This is a genomic window from Methylobacterium sp. E-066, from assembly GCF_022829635.1.
In the GTDB taxonomy this organism is placed as follows: Bacteria; Pseudomonadota; Alphaproteobacteria; order Rhizobiales; family Beijerinckiaceae; genus Methylobacterium.
Genome location: NZ_JAKSYO010000203.1, coordinates 49,280 through 67,548 on the forward strand (window position 1 = coordinate 49,280; position 18,269 = coordinate 67,548).

Consider the following 18,269-nt stretch of genomic DNA (forward strand, 5'->3'; position numbering starts at 1 on the left):
ATTGGACGCTGGCAGATCACATCAGAGCTGATGCGCGTCATTCGCAAGCCAGCCCTGCCACATCTGCCGGAAAGCAATGCCAAGGTCGGCCGTGAAGCCGGCGTGATCCATCAGCGGGCTAGCATACATACGCTCACGCAGCCCGTCCCGGATTGTTCGTAGGCGATCCCGGTCGCACGCCAGATCCCGTGCGATCGCCACGTAGGCGTCCTCATCGTCGGCGACTAGGTCTGGAAGACCGATCGTGGTGAGCACCGAGACGCCAGTACGCGCTGCCGCGTGGCCGCCGCGCAGCGTCACGAACGGCACACCCATCGACAGGGTGTCGTAGCTCGTCGTGCCGCCGTTATACGGGTACGGATCCAGGGCGATATCCACCCGATAGTAGAGCTCGTGGTAGCCGCTATTGACCCGCGGCTGAAAGATCACCCGGTCGAGGGGCATCCCGGCTCCGGCCAAACGCGCTTCGACGGCAGTGCGGACCGCTGGCGCGTCGATGTCGCCCACAACCATGAACAGGCGCGCATCCGGCACCGCTGTCAGGATCCGCGCCCATGTCTGCAGCGCTCCGTCGCTGACCTTCGTCAGGCGGTTGAAGCATCCGAAGGTGACGTAGCCCGCATCCTCGAAGGGCGCTCGCGCGCGTACCGGTGGCAGGTCGTCGACGCCCGCATACGTCACGGGGACCTGAGGTAGACGCCAAAGCCGCTCCGTATGCAGCAGCTCCGCATAACCCGGGGGATCCGTTATCGCATCGGTGATACGGTAGTCGATGGCAGTCAAGCCGGTGGTCCCAGGATGCCCGATCCAAGTCGCTTGGATCGGTGCAGGCTTGCGCGCGAACATTAGCAGGCGATTGCCACCGCTATGTCCAGATAGGTCGACGAGAATGTCGATGGCGTCGCGTTCGATCAGGTCTGCGGCTTCATCATCATCGAGCCCGGAGATGTTGTGCCAGCTTTCAAAGAGCGGCCGCAGCCGCTCCGACACGACATCCTCGCTCGCATGCGCCATGTAGGCCAGGATCGTGAACTGGTCCCGGTCGACCGCACGTAGGTACGGTTCGAAAAATCGGACCAGCGCGTGATTGCAGAAATCGCCGGATACGAAGCCGATGCGCAAACGGCGATCGAGGTCTCTATTGTTGGCGAACTGACGGCGGCGCAGGAGCGGATTTGCGTAGCGGGTACCGAATTCGCGTGCGTCCGCTGCATATTCCTCGGGCGGGACACCGGCAAAGTAGAGCTTGGCGAACAAGCGGTTCGAAGCGACGAACAGCTTTGACGGGTCGAGGGCGAGGGCCCGGTCGAAGGCCTCGATCGCCTCACCCAGACGCCCAAGAGCAAGGAGGGCGCTGCCGCGATTGCTGTGGGCGCCGGCATTGATCGGCTCCAGATCGATGGCTTTCTCAGCGTGCTGGAGTGCGTCGCCGTACCGGAATCGACGCTGATAGACCCCGGCTATATTCGCGTGGGCTGCGGCGAGGTTGGGATCAATCTCCAAGGCCTTTTCCAGGGCTGAGATGGCCCCGTCGTGGTCTCCGCAGTTGGTGAGGACCGTGCTGAGCCCGCTGAAGAACTGTGGATTTGTCGGCTCGCGCAAGATTGCTATGCTGATCAGATCGAAGGCGAGTTCAGACCTGTTGGTTCGAGCGGCGACTGCACCAGCGAGGTAGGTCGCTTGGGCGTGAGTGTCGTCCAACAGGATAATTAAATCGAGGAGGGCCTCCGCTTCGCGAAATTTTCCTAGATCGTAACGCCCAGACGCTGCCGCATAGGTGCGATCGATGAAGGCCTTGGATAATGCCTTGGCTTCAGGACCGAAACTCTGAACCTTGTAACGTTCCAGGATGGCGCGGGCGTCGGCCAGCCGTTCACCAGCCAGCAGCGCAGAGACCAACGCTAGCCAGTAGCCCGGTCTCTCAGGTGCACCTCTAAGGGCCGTTACGAAGTGCGTGACAGCTTTCTCCGGCGCGCTGATAGCTAGGAGTTGGCCTAGCTCGTAATGGGCCTCCGGGTGATTCGGCTCGGCGCTGAGCACACGGCTCAGACTATCCCGAGCCCGGTCATGCCGGCCGGAGGCGCGGAGGTCGCGGGCTCGCGCCAAAAAACGGTTCGTTGTGCCGCCCTGCGCGGACCGACCTGCCCGGCCGCCGTGTAGATCGAGCATGCCTGCACCCTCTCGTGTGCTGTAGGCCTACAGCAAAAATGGTTAAGGCCATGTAAAAATAGAGCGCTGTTCTGAAAGCCGAATGGACAGTATGCCGGCTCCTGCAGCAGGGAGTTGCTAACGCTGCACGGCTTAAGTCTGAAAAGTACAATCAAATCCTAAGGTTATTATGGTTCAATGGAATCGCTCTTCGTAAAAGGCGATCTGACAGTTTTTTACATTATTTGTGAATGTCAATGAAATTAGACTTTCATATATTTGGTAATTGACATGGAGCGTTGGCCGGCTCTACCTTTGTAATCACCCAGCCCTGTATTCGCGAGGTTCAGTCGACGAAAGTCTCGAGGATGCTGTGCTCAGATTGTTCGCACAGCTCTTTGCCATCGGCTGCCGCTGGTTCAAGGAAGTCCGCGAGATCCTGTCCGGACGCTGTAGTCGCAGCACCAGTTCAATCCGCTCGTCGCAGCTCACCACTCGCGATCGTTGCGCCCCTTCCCAACGAGGAATTAGTGAGATCCGACCTGCGTAAGGGTGAAGATCAGCGTGAAGCGAACGACGACAGTGGCGTACACCCGTGAGTAATTAATTCATCAAGATCTATGCACCGCTTCAAAAATATGCGTATGTATGGGATGGGATTTGAAACGCAAAATTAACGCCTGAAAGGGTAATTGATATACTAGCGTAATCTGGATTTATTCGATGCCGTCGATTGACCTCACCGGCTACCGGCTGACGTTTGACGATGAGTTCGGAGCCCGTAGCATCTCGCAGACGGGTGCCGGCACAACGTGGGCAGACATTCGCTCAGAATGGCGCTTCGATGCTAATTCCGATATCGGTTTCGGGCATTCCTCGTTTGTCGACCCTAGCTCAGGCTATGACCCCTTCAGCGTGCAGGGAGGGGCACTCGCGATCACGGCGGTGCCCGATCGGACAGCATCGGGCTACCCTGGCAGCTGGGAGTCCGGCCTGATCACCACTCAGGGCAACTTCTCGCAGACCTACGGCTACTTCGAGATCCGCGCCGATCTGTCAGGACAGGCCGGTGCGTGGGATGCGTTTTGGTTGCTGCCCAATCAACAGAAGCCAGATCCAAACAACGCGGGCGGGCATCAGGAGCTCGATATTATTGAGCACTATGGGTCCAACGACCGCGGTGTTTACAGCACGATCCATACAACGGATCCGCAGAACGGTGTGCGGTGGCAGGATAACCGCCAAGTCTACAGCGAAATGTCCGATCCTTCGGGATATCATACCTACGGGATGAACTGGCAGGCGGATCGCATCAGTTACTACGTCGACGGCCACCTCGTCGGCTCCCAGGCGACGCCATCGGATATGCATGATCCGATGTACCTGCTCGTCAACTTGGCGACACAAAATTCGGGCAGCAACAACGCCGACGCCGCTGGCATGCCGATCACCTCACGTATCGACTACGTGCGCGCCTATTCGAATGACCCGCAGGCGATGGCTGTGGTGCAAGGTACCGTATCCGCACCGGATGGCCACGACCCTGGCTTGTACGGAGCGACAGCGGGCACATCGGCCCATGCCGGCGTAGGCCAAGGTATTGCACCTGCCAACGGTGGCTCGTCCCCGGCCACCGTCGCCCCTAGCGCTCCGTCACCATCGCTCGCGATGGGCCACGATGTGCACAGCCCGGATGGCGAGATCTTCGCTTTGTACGAAGGGATCCTTGGCCGTGCTCCGGACGCCGCTGGCGGGCAGAGCTGGGTTGCGGCGCTCAACGCTGGAACGAGCCTGCACGACATCACGCAGGCTTTTCTCGACTCGCCCGAAGGCCAGGCTCGGCTTGGGGCCGCTAGCAGCGCAGACTTCGTTGCGCGCCTCTACGACAGTGTGCTCGGCCGCCACGCGGATGCCGCGGCGCAGAACTGGATCTACGCCCTCGATCACGGCACCTCTCGTGCTGACGTAGCCGATGCCTTTGTGTTCTCCGATGAGAACATCGCACAGCTGCAGGCTGGAGTGACTACCTTAGGATCGACCGCGCAAGCGCAACCGCAGCCGACTGCAGGGGGCGCCAGCTGGATCACCGATGCTACCGACGCGTCGATAGCGCGGCTGTACTATGGTCTTCTCGGACGTGCGCCCGACGCCGACGGTTTCCACAGTTGGGAGCATGCCGCTGATAATGGCATACCGCTCACTTCCATCGCGCAGACCTTTCTAAGCTCTGACGAGTATATCAGCCACCATGGGAGCCAGACGGATCAAGCGTTCGTCGAAAGCCTGTACCAAGAGGTTCTTGGTCGCCATGCGGATGCGTCCGGCGAGCAAAGCTGGCTCTACGCGCTCTCACACAGCGCATCGCGAGGCGATGTTGCGATGGCCATCGTCGACAGCCCTGAGGCTCAGCAGCATTTGGCCGCAGAGATCCAGCAGGGCTGGCATCTCTCCTAAAAGTTTGATAACTGCAATAGTTGCCATTTTGCTGTAAGCATCCTTCTCGCGCAGTGTATGAATAGGAAATAGGCACAATAAATATTTATCACACTATTTTAAATCTATTGCATAAAATATCTAAAGTAATCAGAACCATCCGTCGGCGCTAAAATAATTATTGTGCGCAATGCACGTATCGTGCCTTCTATTGGTTATCATTCATTGGGCCATGGAATAGCGCCACTGTCACTTGGAGTTATTGTTACTGGAGGCTAATCAGTTGAAAAAACTACGAAAACCTGTGGTTGATCATGTGAGCCACAGGTTTGTTTATGAAGTAACGCAAGCTGGACAAGAGCTTCCTCAAGATGAATAAGCATTCCTGAACAGCAAGCGCATTATAAGATGTGAGAGCAGCTTTTTATCTTAGGTGTATCTACTCAGCCTCCTAGAGGAGCGGGTTTAATTTCAAATTAATAAATATTCTTATTCATGCGCAGGCTTTGAAGACGTGATATTTCTGTGATTGCTAAGCTTTTATGCTACATGAAAGCCGCGCTGATCCGTGAAAAATTGTTTGCCTCAGTACCTTCTCATAGTGATCTTATAAAGACCGCTTCGTTCTATTATTTACCGCTCACGCCAAGCTTTGGCGATCTGATCAGTGAGCGGCTTGACTAGGTAGCTCAGCACCGTGCGCTCGCCGATGTGCAGGTGCGCCTCCACCGGCATCCCGGGGACCAAACGCACCGCCCCAAGCCGCGCTAGCTCCGCGCCCGACATCGCGATCCGCGCCGTGTAGTAGCTCTGGCCCGACTTCGGGTCCGTGGTCACGTCCGCCGACACCCGCGTCACCGCGCCGTCGATCTCCGGGGTCGTGCGTGCGTTGAACGCCGCAAACCGCAGCACCGCCGCCTGACCCTGGCGCACGCTGTCGATGTCCTGCGGCTGCACGTGGACCTCGACCGTCAGCCGGTCCGCGTCCGGCACGATCAGCATCGCCGGCTCGCTCGGCGTCACCAAGCCGCCGACCGTGTGCACGCTCATCTGGTGCACCACCCCGTCCTGCGGTGCGCGCAGATCCACCCGCTTGAGCTGGTCCTCCGCCGCCACCCGCTTCTCGACCAGCTCCGACCACTTGCCCCGGATCTCCGCGAGATCCTTGCCGACCTCGGCGCGCATCTCCGCGTCGACCTGCAGGATCTGCAACTTGGTCTCGGCGATCTTGCCCTTCGCCGAGGCGATCGAGGCCACCAGCTGACCGCGCTCGCCCTCCAGCCGCGCCCCGTCCCGCTCCAGCGCGGTCACCCGGGTGATCGGCACCAAGTTCTTCGCGTACAGATCCCGCACCCCGCGCAGCTCGGTCCCGATCAGCCCGATCTCCCGGCCCTTGGCCGCGGCCTGCTCGGTCAGACCGGCGATCTCCTCACGCAGCTGCGCCGCCCGCTCGGTGAGCTGCGCGCGCTGCCCGTCCCGGCTCGCCAGACGCGCCGCGAACAGGTGGCCCTCGCCCTCGATCAGCGCCGCGATCCCGGGATCCCCAGCCCGACGCGCCACGAGTTCGCGCGGGAAGGTCACAGCGGTAGCGCCGTCGCGCTCGGCCTCGTCGCGGGCGCGCCGCGCCGCCAGCTCGTCCAGCGCCTTCAGGGTGATGTCGAGGTTGGCCCGGGTCTGGGTCTCGTCCAGGCGCACCAGCACGTCTCCGGCCCGGACCCGGTCGCCGTCCTTCACCCGCAGCTCACCGACCACGCCGCCGGTGGGGTGCTGCACCTTTTTGATCTCGGACTCGACCACGAGCTGGCCCGGGGCGATCACCGCACCCGCAAACGAGGTCAGCGCCGCCCAGCCGCCCAGGCCCGGCACCAGCGCCAGCGAGATCACGCCGGCCACGAGCATCTGCCGGCGGATCGAGGCGCGCGGGTGCTCGCGCGCGGCCGACGGGGTGGCCGGGCCGCGCGGCGCCGGGCCGGATCCGGGAAGCCCCGGGAGGATGAGAGATCCTGCCGACATCACGCCCGCTCCCGCTGTTGATCCGCCGGCTGCGCCGCCACCGGGCGCAGCACCCGCTTGAGCACGTCCTCCTTCGGGCCGAACGCCTGGACCCGGCCCTCGGCCATCACCAGGATGAGGTCGACCGCCGCCAGCGCGCTCGGGCGGTGGGCGACCACCACGCACACCCCGCCGCGCAGCCGCACCCCGTGGATTGCCCGGGTCAGCGCCGCCTCGCCCTCGGCGTCGAGGTTGGCGTTGGGCTCATCCAGCACCACCAGGAACGGCTCGCCGTACAGCGCCCGCGCCAGCCCGACCCGCTGGCGCTGCCCGGCCGAGAGCCCGGCCCCGCCCTCGCCCAGCGGCGTGTCGTAGCCCTGCGGCAGACGCAGGATCAGCTCGTGCGTGCCCGCGGCCTCCGCCGCCGCCACGATCGCTTTAGGCTCGGCGGCGTCGTCGAACCGGGCGATGTTCTGCGCGATCGTGCCGGCAAACAGCTCGGCCTCCTGCGGCAGGTAGCCGATATGCGGGCCGAGCCCCTCCGCCGACCACTGTTCCAGCGCCGCCCCGTCTAGACGGACCCGGCCGCGCGCCGGCGTCCACACCCGCACCAGCGCCCGCACCAGGCTCGACTTGCCCGACGCCGACGCCCCGATCACCCCGAGCGCCTGACCGGCCGCGAGCTTGAAGCTCGCATCCTGCACCACCGCGCGCTGCGTGCCCGGCGGGATCAGGCTCACCGCCTCGACCGACAGGCTCGCGCGCGGCGCCGGCAGCGCCAGCGGCTCGGAGATCGTCGGCATGCGATCGAGCGCGAGCGACAGCCGCGCCCAGCTCTGGCGCGCCCCGACGAAGCTCCGCCAGTTGGCGATCGCGAGTTCGGCCGGCGCCAGCGCCCGCGCCACCAGGATCGAGGCGGCGATGATGATTCCGCTCGAGGCCTGGTTGTTGATCACCAGCCAGGCGCCGAGCGCGAGTACCCCGGATTGCAGCGCCATGCGGCAGGCCTTCGACGCAGCACTGAGCCCGCCGGCGACGTCGGCGCTGCGCTGCTGGGCGTCGGTGCAGTCGTCGTGCGCCGCCTGCCAGCGCCGGCACAGCGCCCACTCCAGGCCCATCGCGGCGATGACCTCGGCGTTGCGCCGGCTCGCCTCGGCCACCGCCTGGCGCCGCCCGGCATGCGCGGAGGCCGCCCGGGTCGGCCCGCGCGTGGCCAGGTCGGTCAGGAAAGTCAGGCCGGCCAGGAGCACGGCGCCGCCGACCGCGACCGCGCCGATCAGAGGGTGGAACAGGAAGCACAGCGCCACGTAGGCCGGCAGCCACGGCAGGTCGAACAGCGCGCCCGGTCCGGAGCCGCTGAGGAAGGCGCGGATCTGGTCGAGGTCGCGCAGCGGCTGGGCGGCATCCTCGGGCCGGGCCCCGCGCAGCGGCGCGCGCACGCTCAACGAGAACACCCGCGCGCCGACGTCGGCGTTGAGCGCGGCGCCGATCCGGGCGAGGATGCGCGAGCGCAGGGCCTCGAGGCTGGCTTGCGCGGTGAACAGGATCAGCGCGAGCACGCACAGGCCGACCAGGGTCGGGATCGAGCGGCTTGGGATGACCCGGTCGTAGATCTCGAGCATGAAGAATGAGCCGGTGAGGGTGAGCAGGTTGACCAGCCCGCTCATCCCGGCCACCGCCACGAATGCGCGCGTGCTACGCCGCAAGGCGCCGGGCAGTTCACCCGTGTGTTGACCCGGTCTCATGACCTCTCCCTCGAAGCGCAAAGCTTCGACACGCCAATGCACGCCATACTTGATCAAACTTTGTAGGGCAGATGGTTAATGAATTATTGCCGGCGCATCGGGGTCTTTTAGGTTGGATTGCGAAGGCTCAACAGTTTGCAAGGGCGATTCGCCTGAGCGTGATTTAATTTCCGGGTTCCCCGCTCTTTAGGTGATCGAGCGCCGCGGCGAGGCACAGGACGCCGCAGAAGCTGGCTGCGGTTTAATCGGAGTACGTGGCCAGCGCTCGCCACTCATTGAACCGTGCCCAGACGCGCTCGACGATGTTGCGGTTGGTGTAGATCCAGTTCGGGCAGTGCGCGGCAGCCTCGTTGCGCTTGGACGAGATAACGAGTTCTGCTGCAGCCTTTTGAGTTGGCTGCCCGAAGCGATGGCTGGCGTAGCCCCGATCAGCCACAACCCTTGGGGAATGCGCGGTAAGTGGTCAAGCAGGGGCCGCGCGTGAGGCAGTTCATGGTCTGTCCCGGTGCGATCCGAAAGGCGGTCGTGCTGTCTTTGCCGTTGTCGATCACGCGAGCCTTGGTTCCATAGCGGCCACGTGATCGGCCGAAAGCTTCACGATCGTCTTGTTCGGCTACAGATCGCCGCTTCTCGTAGCCTCAGCCGCCTTCTGATGCGCACGCATGTTGGTGCCGTCGAGGAACACCATGCCCAGCTGTACGCCGGGCTCCACACGTGCACCTGAGCAAGCAGACGCTCCCCCGCCCTATCGCGCGACCATCGAATGAAGATCTGCGCCGCCTGCCACTACGGCAAGAGGTCTTGCGGGATCGCGCGCCACTTGGCGCCGTTCTTATGTCGCCACAGACTGGCCGAGAGCGTGCGCCGCAGATCCCGCGGCGGCGTCTTCGCCGCCAACCGCAACCAGCGGCGTGAGAACAGCCCACTTCGTGTCGCTCAGCATCGTCCTTCATGTAATTGAAGGCGAAGACTCATGCTCTGCAAGGAAGTCGAGGCTACGGTGGACCCTGGAGTGACTAGACCTCACTACTTTTGATTGTCTCAACGTAGGCTTCCTCGGCACGCATCGCTGCCTGTCGCCGCATCGCTAGTTTCGGCATTCGGCTCTGGCAGCGACGGCAGCAACTCGTCGTTGCTGTCCAGCTCTTCTACGCGCTCTGTTCCGCCCATCCATACCTTCCGTCAGTCCGACGCGGCCAGTTCGGGCAAACAATGATAAGCCGACCGGCCTCGTTCCCTGGGGCCGCCTCTTCTGCTACTTCGAAGACACGTCAGACCTTGGGGTGCCTCGGGCTACGAGCTATAGTCACATGCACGCTGCTGTTCGTAGCATCACCCGCGCGGTTCGCCAGTGTGCGTCTTTTGGAGAACACTCGCATCAAATCGAAAGCAGTCCATTTCCGCCAGATTACCGCTCACTTCCGCTGGGGGCACTTGATCCTCCGCTGCCGCTGCCCCCACTTAAGCCTGACCCAACGCTACCTGAGAGCTGGCTCGGCGAACCGAGTTGTGTCCCGTTCGGGTTGGTGTCCAGGCTCAGCTCTGGCGAAATGAGACCACCAGGTGCTGGGTTGAATGGCTGAATTGGTTCCAGGGCTGGCTTGCCGCCCGCTAACGGGATGATCACTCTATCAGTCCGAACTTGGGTCTCACATAACCCCTGGCAGATCGGCACCATCAGATCGGTCGGCTGACAGATCGGCTTCATCACACCTTGGACGCACGTACATCGGCATAAAGCGGATGCGGGCATCGGTTGAAGCAGCAGCGAGGCGGCGACGGCGGCCATCAGTGAGCGCATGACGAACAATCCAATTTCCCACCGAGGGCGATCGAGGCTGATACCATGTCGGGTGTGAGGAGCGGAACAGCACCCTGTTATCCGTGGCCTTTTAGCAGCATTGTTGCGGTCGCTATGCTCGGACGGCTTCATAACCGCCTCTACCCATCCTGCATTCCGATCCCTGTTGCGTATCGGCTCCCGCAGGTTAGCTTTGCCACCTCCACTGCCGGCCCGTGAACGGAACGGGCGGCGGAGCCAACTCCATTTCCTTAGCTCGGAAGGGTTAAGGCCCCATAATGTAGTCCTACGCTTTGCACAAAAGGTGCGCTCGCATATCAAGTAGCGATCAGCGCATAGACTCTTGGCGGTCAAGCTGAAAATGCCTAATCCCAATTGATTTACTGTTGGGCAAGATCCGCGCAATACCGACTGAATTTCGTATTGATCGCTGGCTTAAGCTTAAATATCGCCGTTGCAACGGTATTTCCCGGCGGGCTAGTCGAATATGCTCGTCTATGCCACGAGGCACCTGTTGCTCTTGCTCGGAGAGTTATGATAAGACGGTTTGAAGTTCAATCCCCCATCGCGCCTTTTTTTAACACGGAAGATATGTCGGGATGCCTAGAGCGGCCACTGGCACTACTGTATTCAGCAACTGCAGGCAGCGACCCGTCCTATCATTTATCCATTTCACTTATGTAGTAGGCTCAGACCATGGATCATCGGTGCCTGATCCCCATCGATTTAGGCATGGGTAATTGCATATTTGCTTTTAGAGCCGGTACTATAAATTATAATCGAAATAATTTTGGTCAAATGCAAAAGTATAAATTATTTTAGTGCGTTCATGCTTCTATTAGATTTTGGGGTCCACTTATTTTGTGTATGTGTAGGCGGTTGCTAGGGAAGAGACCGGTCCGGTGACGCCGCTGAAAGCGGTCAGCACCTTCTGAACCTCGGTGAACGGTGCGTTCGAGACGTAGACGAGATCGCGGTTGCGCATGCGGAACGTCTGGGTGGTGAACAGGCTGTTGGGGTCGCGCATGTTGATCCGGTACACCACCGGCACCAGCGGCGTGCCGGTCAGCTTGGTGTTCGGGTTCAGGCGCCGGACCACGCTGGCCGGCTCGAACCGGAAGATGAACGTCCCGGCCGGGTCGGCGGCGAAGTCGGACAGGCCGCGCGCCTTGGCCAGCGCCTGGGCCAGGGTGATGCCGTCGGCCTGGAACGGCAGCTCGGTCGCCTGGCCGAGCGCGCCCACCGCCAGGAAGGTCTGCGGGTCGCGCACCAGGGTGAGCACGTCGTTGGGCCGCAGGTAGATGTTCTCCTTCGGGTTCGACACCACCGTGGTCAGCGGCACCGTGGCGGTGAGCGGCCCGCGCGACAGGCGCACGAAGGTCTCGGACACCGGCGAGCGGTTACCGCCGGCGGCGGCGATGACGTCGAGGATGCGGTCGCCGTGGCCCGAGAGCGGCAGGCGGGCGCCGGCCGCGCCCTCGCCGGTGACGGTGACCGCCTGCGAGATCGGCCGGGTGACCGAGACCAGCACCTGCGGCTGGATGGCCTTGCCGGCGAGTTCGTTCTCGATCAGGCCCTGGACGTCCTGGGGCCGGCGTCCGGCGACCTTGATGCGCCCGGCATAGGGCACCGAGATCGCGCCGTCGCGGCCGACAGGCTGCTCGGGGATGAGGGCGGATTTGGAACCTGCGGAGAAGCGGTCGGCGACGAGCGGCCCGGAGAACAGGCCGCCGGAGCCGGCTTCCCAGACCGAGACCGAGACCATGTCGCCGATGCCGATCACCGGCTCGGTGGAGGGGCGGTGGTCGCCGAAGGAGGCGAGCAGGCTGTCGAGCGGGCGTCCGCGCAGGGCCTCGACCACGGCCGGGGTGACGTCGATGATCTCGTAGCGGGCGAGCACGCCCCCGTCGGCCGTCGCGACTTCCGCGCCCGCCTCGATCGCGCTCGCCGTCGGTCCCGCGGCCGGTAAGGCTGTACAGCTTACCAGGAAGCAGGTTGCCACGGCGGCAAGCGGAGAGAGAGAATTCGGACGCATTCCTATTTGACTCGATGCAACGCTAGGTAACCCCTACCTCATGTGCGCTTAACCGTCCGTCGCAGCGGGGCCACATTCGAGGCGCGAGATCTAGGCGCGCGGATACCCCGGCATAAGCCGACAGATCCATCGCTGCGTCGATGGACTTCGGACGAAACCGACCCGGTCAGGCCGCAAGCCCTAGCATAAGACGCCTGCCAAGCCGGAGCGGCCTGCGGCGGGAAGCCCACTGCCGACCGCGCGACAGCTCGCGTGGCTCCTCGTTTAGCCGATCACGGCTTTGGATGTGACGGACGCCGCTGTGGTGACGTACTTCGAGCAAGATGAAACCGGCAAGGCGGTTGCCGCTCTGGTGCGCGGCTTCACCGCCCTCGTGCGCGCCTACGGTGTGATCGAGATGGCGAACGAGGTGCGGGATGGCGCCGCGGATCTCGACCTTTAGATCACGGATGCCAGGGCTTGCCGCGATCCTGCTCTCGCCACCTCTGTTTCAGGACTGAACGGTGACGCTGCCGGGTTTAGGGCGGCCCTGACCGAGCCCTGGAGCAGTGGCCAAGCCGTAGGTCCGCTCAAGCTGATCCAAGCGCCAAAGCTACGGGCGAGCGGGTCTCGATCCCCTCCAACGCCGTATAGTCCTCGCCACCTGATCCACGCAAAGAGAGCAGGAGCCACAAAACCGGAGCTATTACAAACCTCGGCTGCGCGCCACACCGTCGACGCCCCTGCACACTGGCCACCCTGCACGGCAGTAACTCGACCTTCTAATCAATCTGGCAATTCACCAGTTGCTGCCGACGACCTTGTGCGAACCCGTGCCGCGATCGTCAACGGAACCGCCGCCGACCGCATCGATACCCGCGATGGTGTAGTAGTCCGAGGCGCCCGGCATCACGCGCACGGCATAAGCCTGAAACGGCTTGCTGCCGAAGAGCGCCCGGAACTCACCGCCGTTCACGGAGAAGTGCGACAGCCCCGGTCCAAACACGATGCCGGAGTTGCGCCCGGCGACGCCGCCGCCGTCCGGGTTGCTGTTGTCGACGACGGTGGGTGCGACGATGCGGATGCCGTCGCCGCAGGTGAACGTCATACCGTCGAGTGTGTTCGCGATGGCGCGGTGCGCGTTGAGCGTCACTGCCTGGATTGCACCGCCCTTGTTGCATTGGCTGCCGACGCCGGCCTGCTTGTTGGCCGAAGTCCATGAGTTTGCGGCGGAGAAGCCGTAGATGACGCCGCTGCCCGTTGGGTTGAGGAATAGCCCGAAGCCCGTGCCGGTGTCGCCCAGCGCGGTGTTCGAGACGAAGGTCCACTTCACCGACTGGCCGTCGCTGGGCTGCACACAGGTGCCGTGACCGGAGGCGGTAATGTCGCTATCCGAGATCCAGGTCCCGCCGGACTGGGTCAGCCGCACGCCGCACCGCGCCTGTGGACCGCCCCCGGATGTGGTGATGAGGCCCCGCAGGAAGGTGTCCGCCCCCCCCGCCACGGCGAAGTGATAAAGCGAAGCCCCGTCCGAACGTCCCCGCTCCAGCGTGACGTTGAGCGTGTTATGGCCGCCGACCTCGACCCCAACGTAGGCGCCAGAAAACAGAAAATCGGACACCCGGCAGTTCTGGCAGTTTTCGAATAGAACGAAGTGGCCACCCGTCTGGCGCGCGCCGCCAGCGCCGTAGATGGAAAGCCGCTCGATCGTTACGTTGGCGACGATGCTCGGATCGGCCGCCCGAAACACCTCCACGGCCGGTCCTGAGGCATACACCGCCGTCGCGTTGGCGCCCGCGCCCAATACGCCGATGTTGCTCGGGATGGTCACGTCGCCGAGGCGGATCGAGCCGCCGGGGATCACGACCTGACCGCCGGCACCCGAGGCCTGTGCCGCCTTGATCGCCGCCTGCACGGCAGCGGTGTCATCGGTCTTGCCGTCCATCTTGGCACCGAAGCAGGTCACGTCCACCGGCTTGCCGACCGGCGCCGGGCCGAGCGGGCAGGCCGGGCTCTGCTTGCCCGGGTCGAAGGCGAGGGCGGGTGGGGCCAGCAGCAGAGCGAGGACTGCGACGGCGATGCGCATTGATGAAAGCCTTTCCGTGCGGAATCCGGTGCAGCTTCGCCGTACCACCGGTTCGGCCACTCACTTAAGCGACCGTAAAGAGGATCTGTGTCCCTCGCCTAATTAAACGATCTGCGGCGTCGCCGGAGATCGCATCGGTGCCGGTCGGACGTGAACGCTACTTCGGCACGGTGGTCGGGCTGATGCCGTAGCATTTAGCGGCGGCTTATAAGCTCTCTTGACGAACTTGGATTGCCCGACGGACCGTCTTGTATCTTGAAGTTACCTTCTGGCGCGACGCCAGCGAGGCTACACGGTGAGGGTCAGCCCACGTCCGTCTGGCGCTCTTAAGCCCGCGACAGAGCAAGGTGCGGCCCTCACCGCCACAGTCCCGAACCCGGACAGCCGCTCGGGCCCGAGCCCGCATTTGCACGGTAGGGTCATGGACGAACGACCCACCATCTTCGTTGGCATCGACGCGTCCAAGGACCGTCTCGACGTTCATCTCAGGCCGTTGGACGAGGCCTTCCACGTCCCGCGGGACGCAAAGGGGCTTGAAGCCCTCACGCGCCGCTTCGGCAACCTCCCGGTTGCCTTCGTCGTCCTGGAGGCCACTAGCGGCTTCGAGGCGACGGTCGCTGCAGCGCTCGCGGCGGCCGGACTGCCGCTATGCATTGTCGATCCACGCCAGATCCGCGACTTCGCCCGAGCCATGGGCCGGCTGGCGAAGACCGACACGCTCGACGCTGAGGTGATCGCCCTCTTCGCTGAACGCATCAGACCACCGGCCAGGCCTCTGCCGAAACCGGAGAGAAGCCACTTCGCCGAGCTCGTGAGTCGGCGCCGCCAGATCATCGGGATGATCGGCATGGAGACGAACCGCCGCGATCAAGCGGTGGACAAGCAGCTGACCCGACGGCTTAGCCGCCACATCGCCTTCCGGGAGAAGGAGCTCGCAGAGCTCGACGGGGATATCGGCCAAACCATCAAGGCTTCTCCCGTTTGGTGCGAGACTGAGGCGTTGCTCAAGTCCGTTCCCGGGGTCGGCGACGTCACCGCGCGCACGCTTCCGGATCAGCTGCCTGAACTCGGCACCATCGGACACCACCAGCTCGCAGCTCTCGTCGGCATCGCGCCGATCAACCGCGATTCTGGCCTGATGCGGGGCCGGTGATCTATCGCGGGTGGGCGAACATCTGTGCGGGGCGTGCTGTACATGGCTGCGCTGACCGCGATCCGGCGAGGCTATCCGTTCCGGCCCTTCTACGAGCGGCTCACTGAGCGTGGCCGGCCGAGGATGGTCGCACTCGTCGCGGTGATGCGAAAGCTCCTGGTGACGCTCAACTCCATCGTCCGCGACCGTATGCCCTGGCGGCCCCTCACGGCTTGACCTTCAACACAGCCGCTCAGTCGTGGTGGCGCAGCTGTAGAGAACCTGCCCCATAGCGCGTCCCTCCATGCGGTATCAATCGTAACACCACACTGCGGGACAGAACATCTAGCTCCTTTTCGCCTTAACCCGTCTTCGGAAGACATGGCGGCAACGCTGTTTGATGAAAGTCCCTGCTCAGATGATTGCAAATTAAAAAAATCCGAAATAGGCTGAACCGAGTGCTGCAGAGGCGAAAAAAAACCGCGCTGAAGGGAACGTCAAAATCGTTTGCGAAATATCGAGCAACATTTGTGTCATCGTGCAACCTTAAAGTACCCTGTATGACACTGTTGTCGCCCTGATATTGAGTGAATTTAGATGAATTTTCTTGCCATTTTCGGAAGCCGTTTGGAATTTTTGTTCGATCGCATTATCGGGGAGCCGTCTGCTGGGTGGGTGCGCACTGCCTTTGGGAAACCTGGCGCCGTCATTGAGCAAGAGCCGACGGTTATGGAACAGGCTAGGATCCCGCACACGACGATCCCGGCGCCCCCGCACAATGATGATGCCGAGGGGTATCACCATCGGCAGATGGAAGAGGTATCCGCGATCGGTGTCCTGGATATCCTCCTCGTCGGCGACTCCATCGCGCAGCAATGGCCCCTCGCAGCCTGGCGTCCGTGGACCGTGTTCAGCCTCGGGGTTGGCGGCGACCTAACGCAGCATGTGCTGTGGCGCCTCGACCAGATAGTCTGGGGCACTTGCCGGCCAATGCGCATCCTCATCGTGGCCGGGACAAACAATCTGCTGTTCGGTGAAAGACACACCGACGTCGCTGATGGCATTGAGGCGATCGCCGCGCGGCTCGATGCCGCCCATCCAACCGCAGAGGTGTTCGTCCTCCTCCCGCCACCACTTGGGCTCGACCTTCAGCGCGCAGCTACAGAAAGACAGGCGTTGAAGGCCCTTCTGACCTTATGGTTTGGCCCCCGACTGATCGATGCGGACGCAGCGATGGTTGCCGATGGACTGTCGCCGAACCCAAATTACCATCTGGATTTCGTGCATTTAACGGACTGCGGATACAAAGAGCTTACCAGGGCGGTTCTAAGCGCTTGTGATCAGACGCATCGCGCTTCCAATGGTAGCTGATCTGCCAATCCGGCGACACCCGGTTGAGCGTCGTCAGCCGACATGGATCCGGGCGATGGTGGGCGGACTTTGATCGCTGAACTCGGGCCGGAGACTGGTCAGCTTAGGCTTGCTACGTGGCGCCGAATGATGGATCGAGCACGTGTCTCATGCTTGTGGATCCATCATGAAGTTGCGCATGCTGAAGCCGTTCAAGCGACGGTCGTCGCTAGTCAAAGTGCGGCTGCCAGGTTTTGACCCTGCCTACTACCTGAACGCCTACCCTGACGTGCAAGTAGCCGGTCTCAACCCGCTCGACCACTACCTGCGTCACGGTTGGAAAGAGGGGCGAGATCCAAGCGCCGGCTTCAGCACGGACGGGTATCTGGCCGCGAACCCGGATGTGGCCTCGTCGGGACACAACCCGCTAGTGCACTTCGTGAACAGTGGGCTGGCCGAGGGCCGTAGTGGTTTTTCTAAGGACCCGAAGTCGATGCCCCCGCAGCCGCGCTGATGCGTGGGCTGTGTCCGGCCGGGCATAAATAGCCCGCGCCGGAGCCGGGTGGGCGAAGATGCGGACATCAACGCCTGCTCCTAACACCGTTCACAAGGGTCTTGCGTGCGCTGGGAGCACAGAGATGAGATGGGAGTGGGTAACAACCTGCGAGGCTTAAGATCAGCGAGATTGCCTCTGCAGCGATCGCTAGGGCGCGTTAATTGGGCCGAGGCCCCAATGGCGATCACCTTGCAGGATGGTATCTCAGCTTGACAATACAATCGGGGCGCCTCAACTATTGCAGATCAAGAATTTTTCACAGATATTCCTTTGGCTCAAACCAAGCGTCTATATCTACACTTTCACCCATCATCATTTTATTTGGGTCTAGTTTGCTAGCGGATTTAAAGAATCTATCGGCAACAAATATTAAGTCGATTTGATATAAGTTGTTATGGTAGTAATTGATGTCTACAATATCCCATAGACGCAGGCCGCATCTCTCCGCAAAGTCGCACCTCTCGCGGAGATGTGGAAGTGTCGTTTCAACGATCAGGCAGGACGTCCAAGGAAGCACGTTCTTCGCGCCTCTAAGTATTTCCGTCTCATGCCCGTCAACATCGATCTTAATCAGATATGGTGCTAAATTTTGATTAGTTTGATAAGCTTCGCTAAGGTAGTTATCTAAGGTTCTTGCTCTGATGTGACGAAGGCCTTCTTCGAAATGCAAGGCCGGCGTTACGTGTGTGACGACACCAGTTTCGGTGCTTTTACAATCTTTCAGCCATAGAACGCCTTCGCGATCCGATATGGCAATGTTCTCAAGTCTATACTCAACATTTTTATAATTTTCGCGTATATTTTCGTTATATTCCACAACTGGCTCAAACAAAATATGTGGTACGTTCGGGAAGGCTTCCCTCAGTTCCGGAGTATCAACTTGCACGCCAACATCGATTACGGACTTTACGTCTATGCCAGCTTCAATGAGTAATGTGAGTGCATTCGATTTGGTCGGTTTACGTTTCATAATCTGTGCTCCGCTCCCTGAACCGCAGGCTGAGGCCAATTA

General features: G+C 61.9%; 10 protein-coding genes and 2 pseudogenes. 5 read left to right on the forward strand and 7 right to left on the reverse strand.

Going from position 1 to position 18,269, the window contains the following annotated elements; all coding sequences use genetic code 11:
• Nucleotides 1-21 precede the first annotated feature (21 nt).
• Nucleotides 22-2,169 (reverse strand): tetratricopeptide repeat protein, encoded by a 2,148-nt coding sequence (locus tag MKL20_RS30055; protein ID WP_244039758.1) that lies wholly within the window; start codon nt 2,167-2,169, stop codon nt 22-24.
• 702 nt (nt 2,170-2,871) lie between these two features.
• Here MKL20_RS30055 and MKL20_RS30060 point away from each other — a divergent pair.
• Complete coding sequence (locus MKL20_RS30060) at nt 2,872-4,602, forward strand: DUF4214 domain-containing protein (RefSeq protein ID WP_244039759.1); 1,731 nt, start codon at nt 2,872-2,874, stop codon at nt 4,600-4,602.
• A gap of 612 nt (nt 4,603-5,214) precedes the next feature.
• Here MKL20_RS30060 and MKL20_RS30065 read toward each other — a convergent pair.
• The 4 genes and pseudogenes from MKL20_RS30065 to MKL20_RS30080 form a co-directional block, all read right to left on the reverse strand.
• Nucleotides 5,215-6,480 carry an HlyD family type I secretion periplasmic adaptor subunit gene (locus MKL20_RS30065; protein WP_244039779.1) on the reverse strand — a complete coding sequence of 422 codons (1,266 nt, stop codon included), beginning with the start codon at nt 6,478-6,480 and terminating at the stop codon, nt 5,215-5,217.
• A 113-nt stretch (nt 6,481-6,593) separates the two neighbouring features.
• Nucleotides 6,594-8,318: a type I secretion system permease/ATPase gene (locus tag MKL20_RS30070; protein WP_244039760.1), complete on the reverse strand. Its 1,725-nt coding sequence runs from the start codon at nt 8,316-8,318 to the stop codon at nt 6,594-6,596.
• A 241-nt stretch (nt 8,319-8,559) separates the two neighbouring features.
• Nucleotides 8,560-9,261: pseudogene (locus tag MKL20_RS30075) on the reverse strand (IS5 family transposase).
• 1,714 nt (nt 9,262-10,975) lie between these two features.
• Nucleotides 10,976-12,154, reverse strand: coding sequence for a polysaccharide biosynthesis/export family protein (locus MKL20_RS30080; RefSeq protein WP_244039761.1), 1,179 nt, complete (start codon nt 12,152-12,154; stop codon nt 10,976-10,978).
• Between the two features lie 280 nt (nt 12,155-12,434).
• Here MKL20_RS30080 and MKL20_RS30085 point away from each other — a divergent pair, with 280 nt between their 5' ends.
• A complete protein-coding gene (locus MKL20_RS30085) occupies nt 12,435-12,596 on the forward strand; it encodes a hypothetical protein (protein WP_244039762.1) in 162 nt (53 codons plus the stop codon).
• A 336-nt stretch (nt 12,597-12,932) separates the two neighbouring features.
• Here MKL20_RS30085 and MKL20_RS30090 read toward each other — a convergent pair whose 3' ends face one another.
• Nucleotides 12,933-14,219 (reverse strand): glycosyl hydrolase family 28-related protein, encoded by a 1,287-nt coding sequence (locus MKL20_RS30090; protein WP_244039763.1) that lies wholly within the window; start codon nt 14,217-14,219, stop codon nt 12,933-12,935.
• A 421-nt stretch (nt 14,220-14,640) separates the two neighbouring features.
• On the opposite strand from MKL20_RS30090, the pseudogene MKL20_RS30095 reads away from it, so the two are divergent.
• The 3 genes and pseudogenes from MKL20_RS30095 to MKL20_RS30105 all read left to right on the forward strand — a co-directional run bounded on the left by MKL20_RS30095 (nt 14,641) and on the right by MKL20_RS30105 (nt 17,215).
• A pseudogene (locus tag MKL20_RS30095) lies at nt 14,641-15,588 on the forward strand (IS110 family transposase).
• A gap of 360 nt (nt 15,589-15,948) precedes the next feature.
• Nucleotides 15,949-16,722 carry a GDSL-type esterase/lipase family protein gene (locus tag MKL20_RS30100; protein WP_244039764.1) on the forward strand — a complete coding sequence of 258 codons (774 nt, stop codon included), beginning with the start codon at nt 15,949-15,951 and terminating at the stop codon, nt 16,720-16,722.
• Nucleotides 16,723-16,888: 166 nt separating this feature from the next.
• Nucleotides 16,889-17,215, forward strand: coding sequence for a hypothetical protein (locus MKL20_RS30105; RefSeq protein WP_244039765.1), 327 nt, complete (start codon nt 16,889-16,891; stop codon nt 17,213-17,215).
• 298 nt (nt 17,216-17,513) lie between these two features.
• Here MKL20_RS30105 and MKL20_RS30110 read toward each other — a convergent pair whose 3' ends face one another.
• Nucleotides 17,514-18,227: an FkbM family methyltransferase gene (locus MKL20_RS30110; protein ID WP_244039766.1), complete on the reverse strand. Its 714-nt coding sequence runs from the start codon at nt 18,225-18,227 to the stop codon at nt 17,514-17,516.
• Nucleotides 18,228-18,269: the final 42 nt, after the last annotated feature.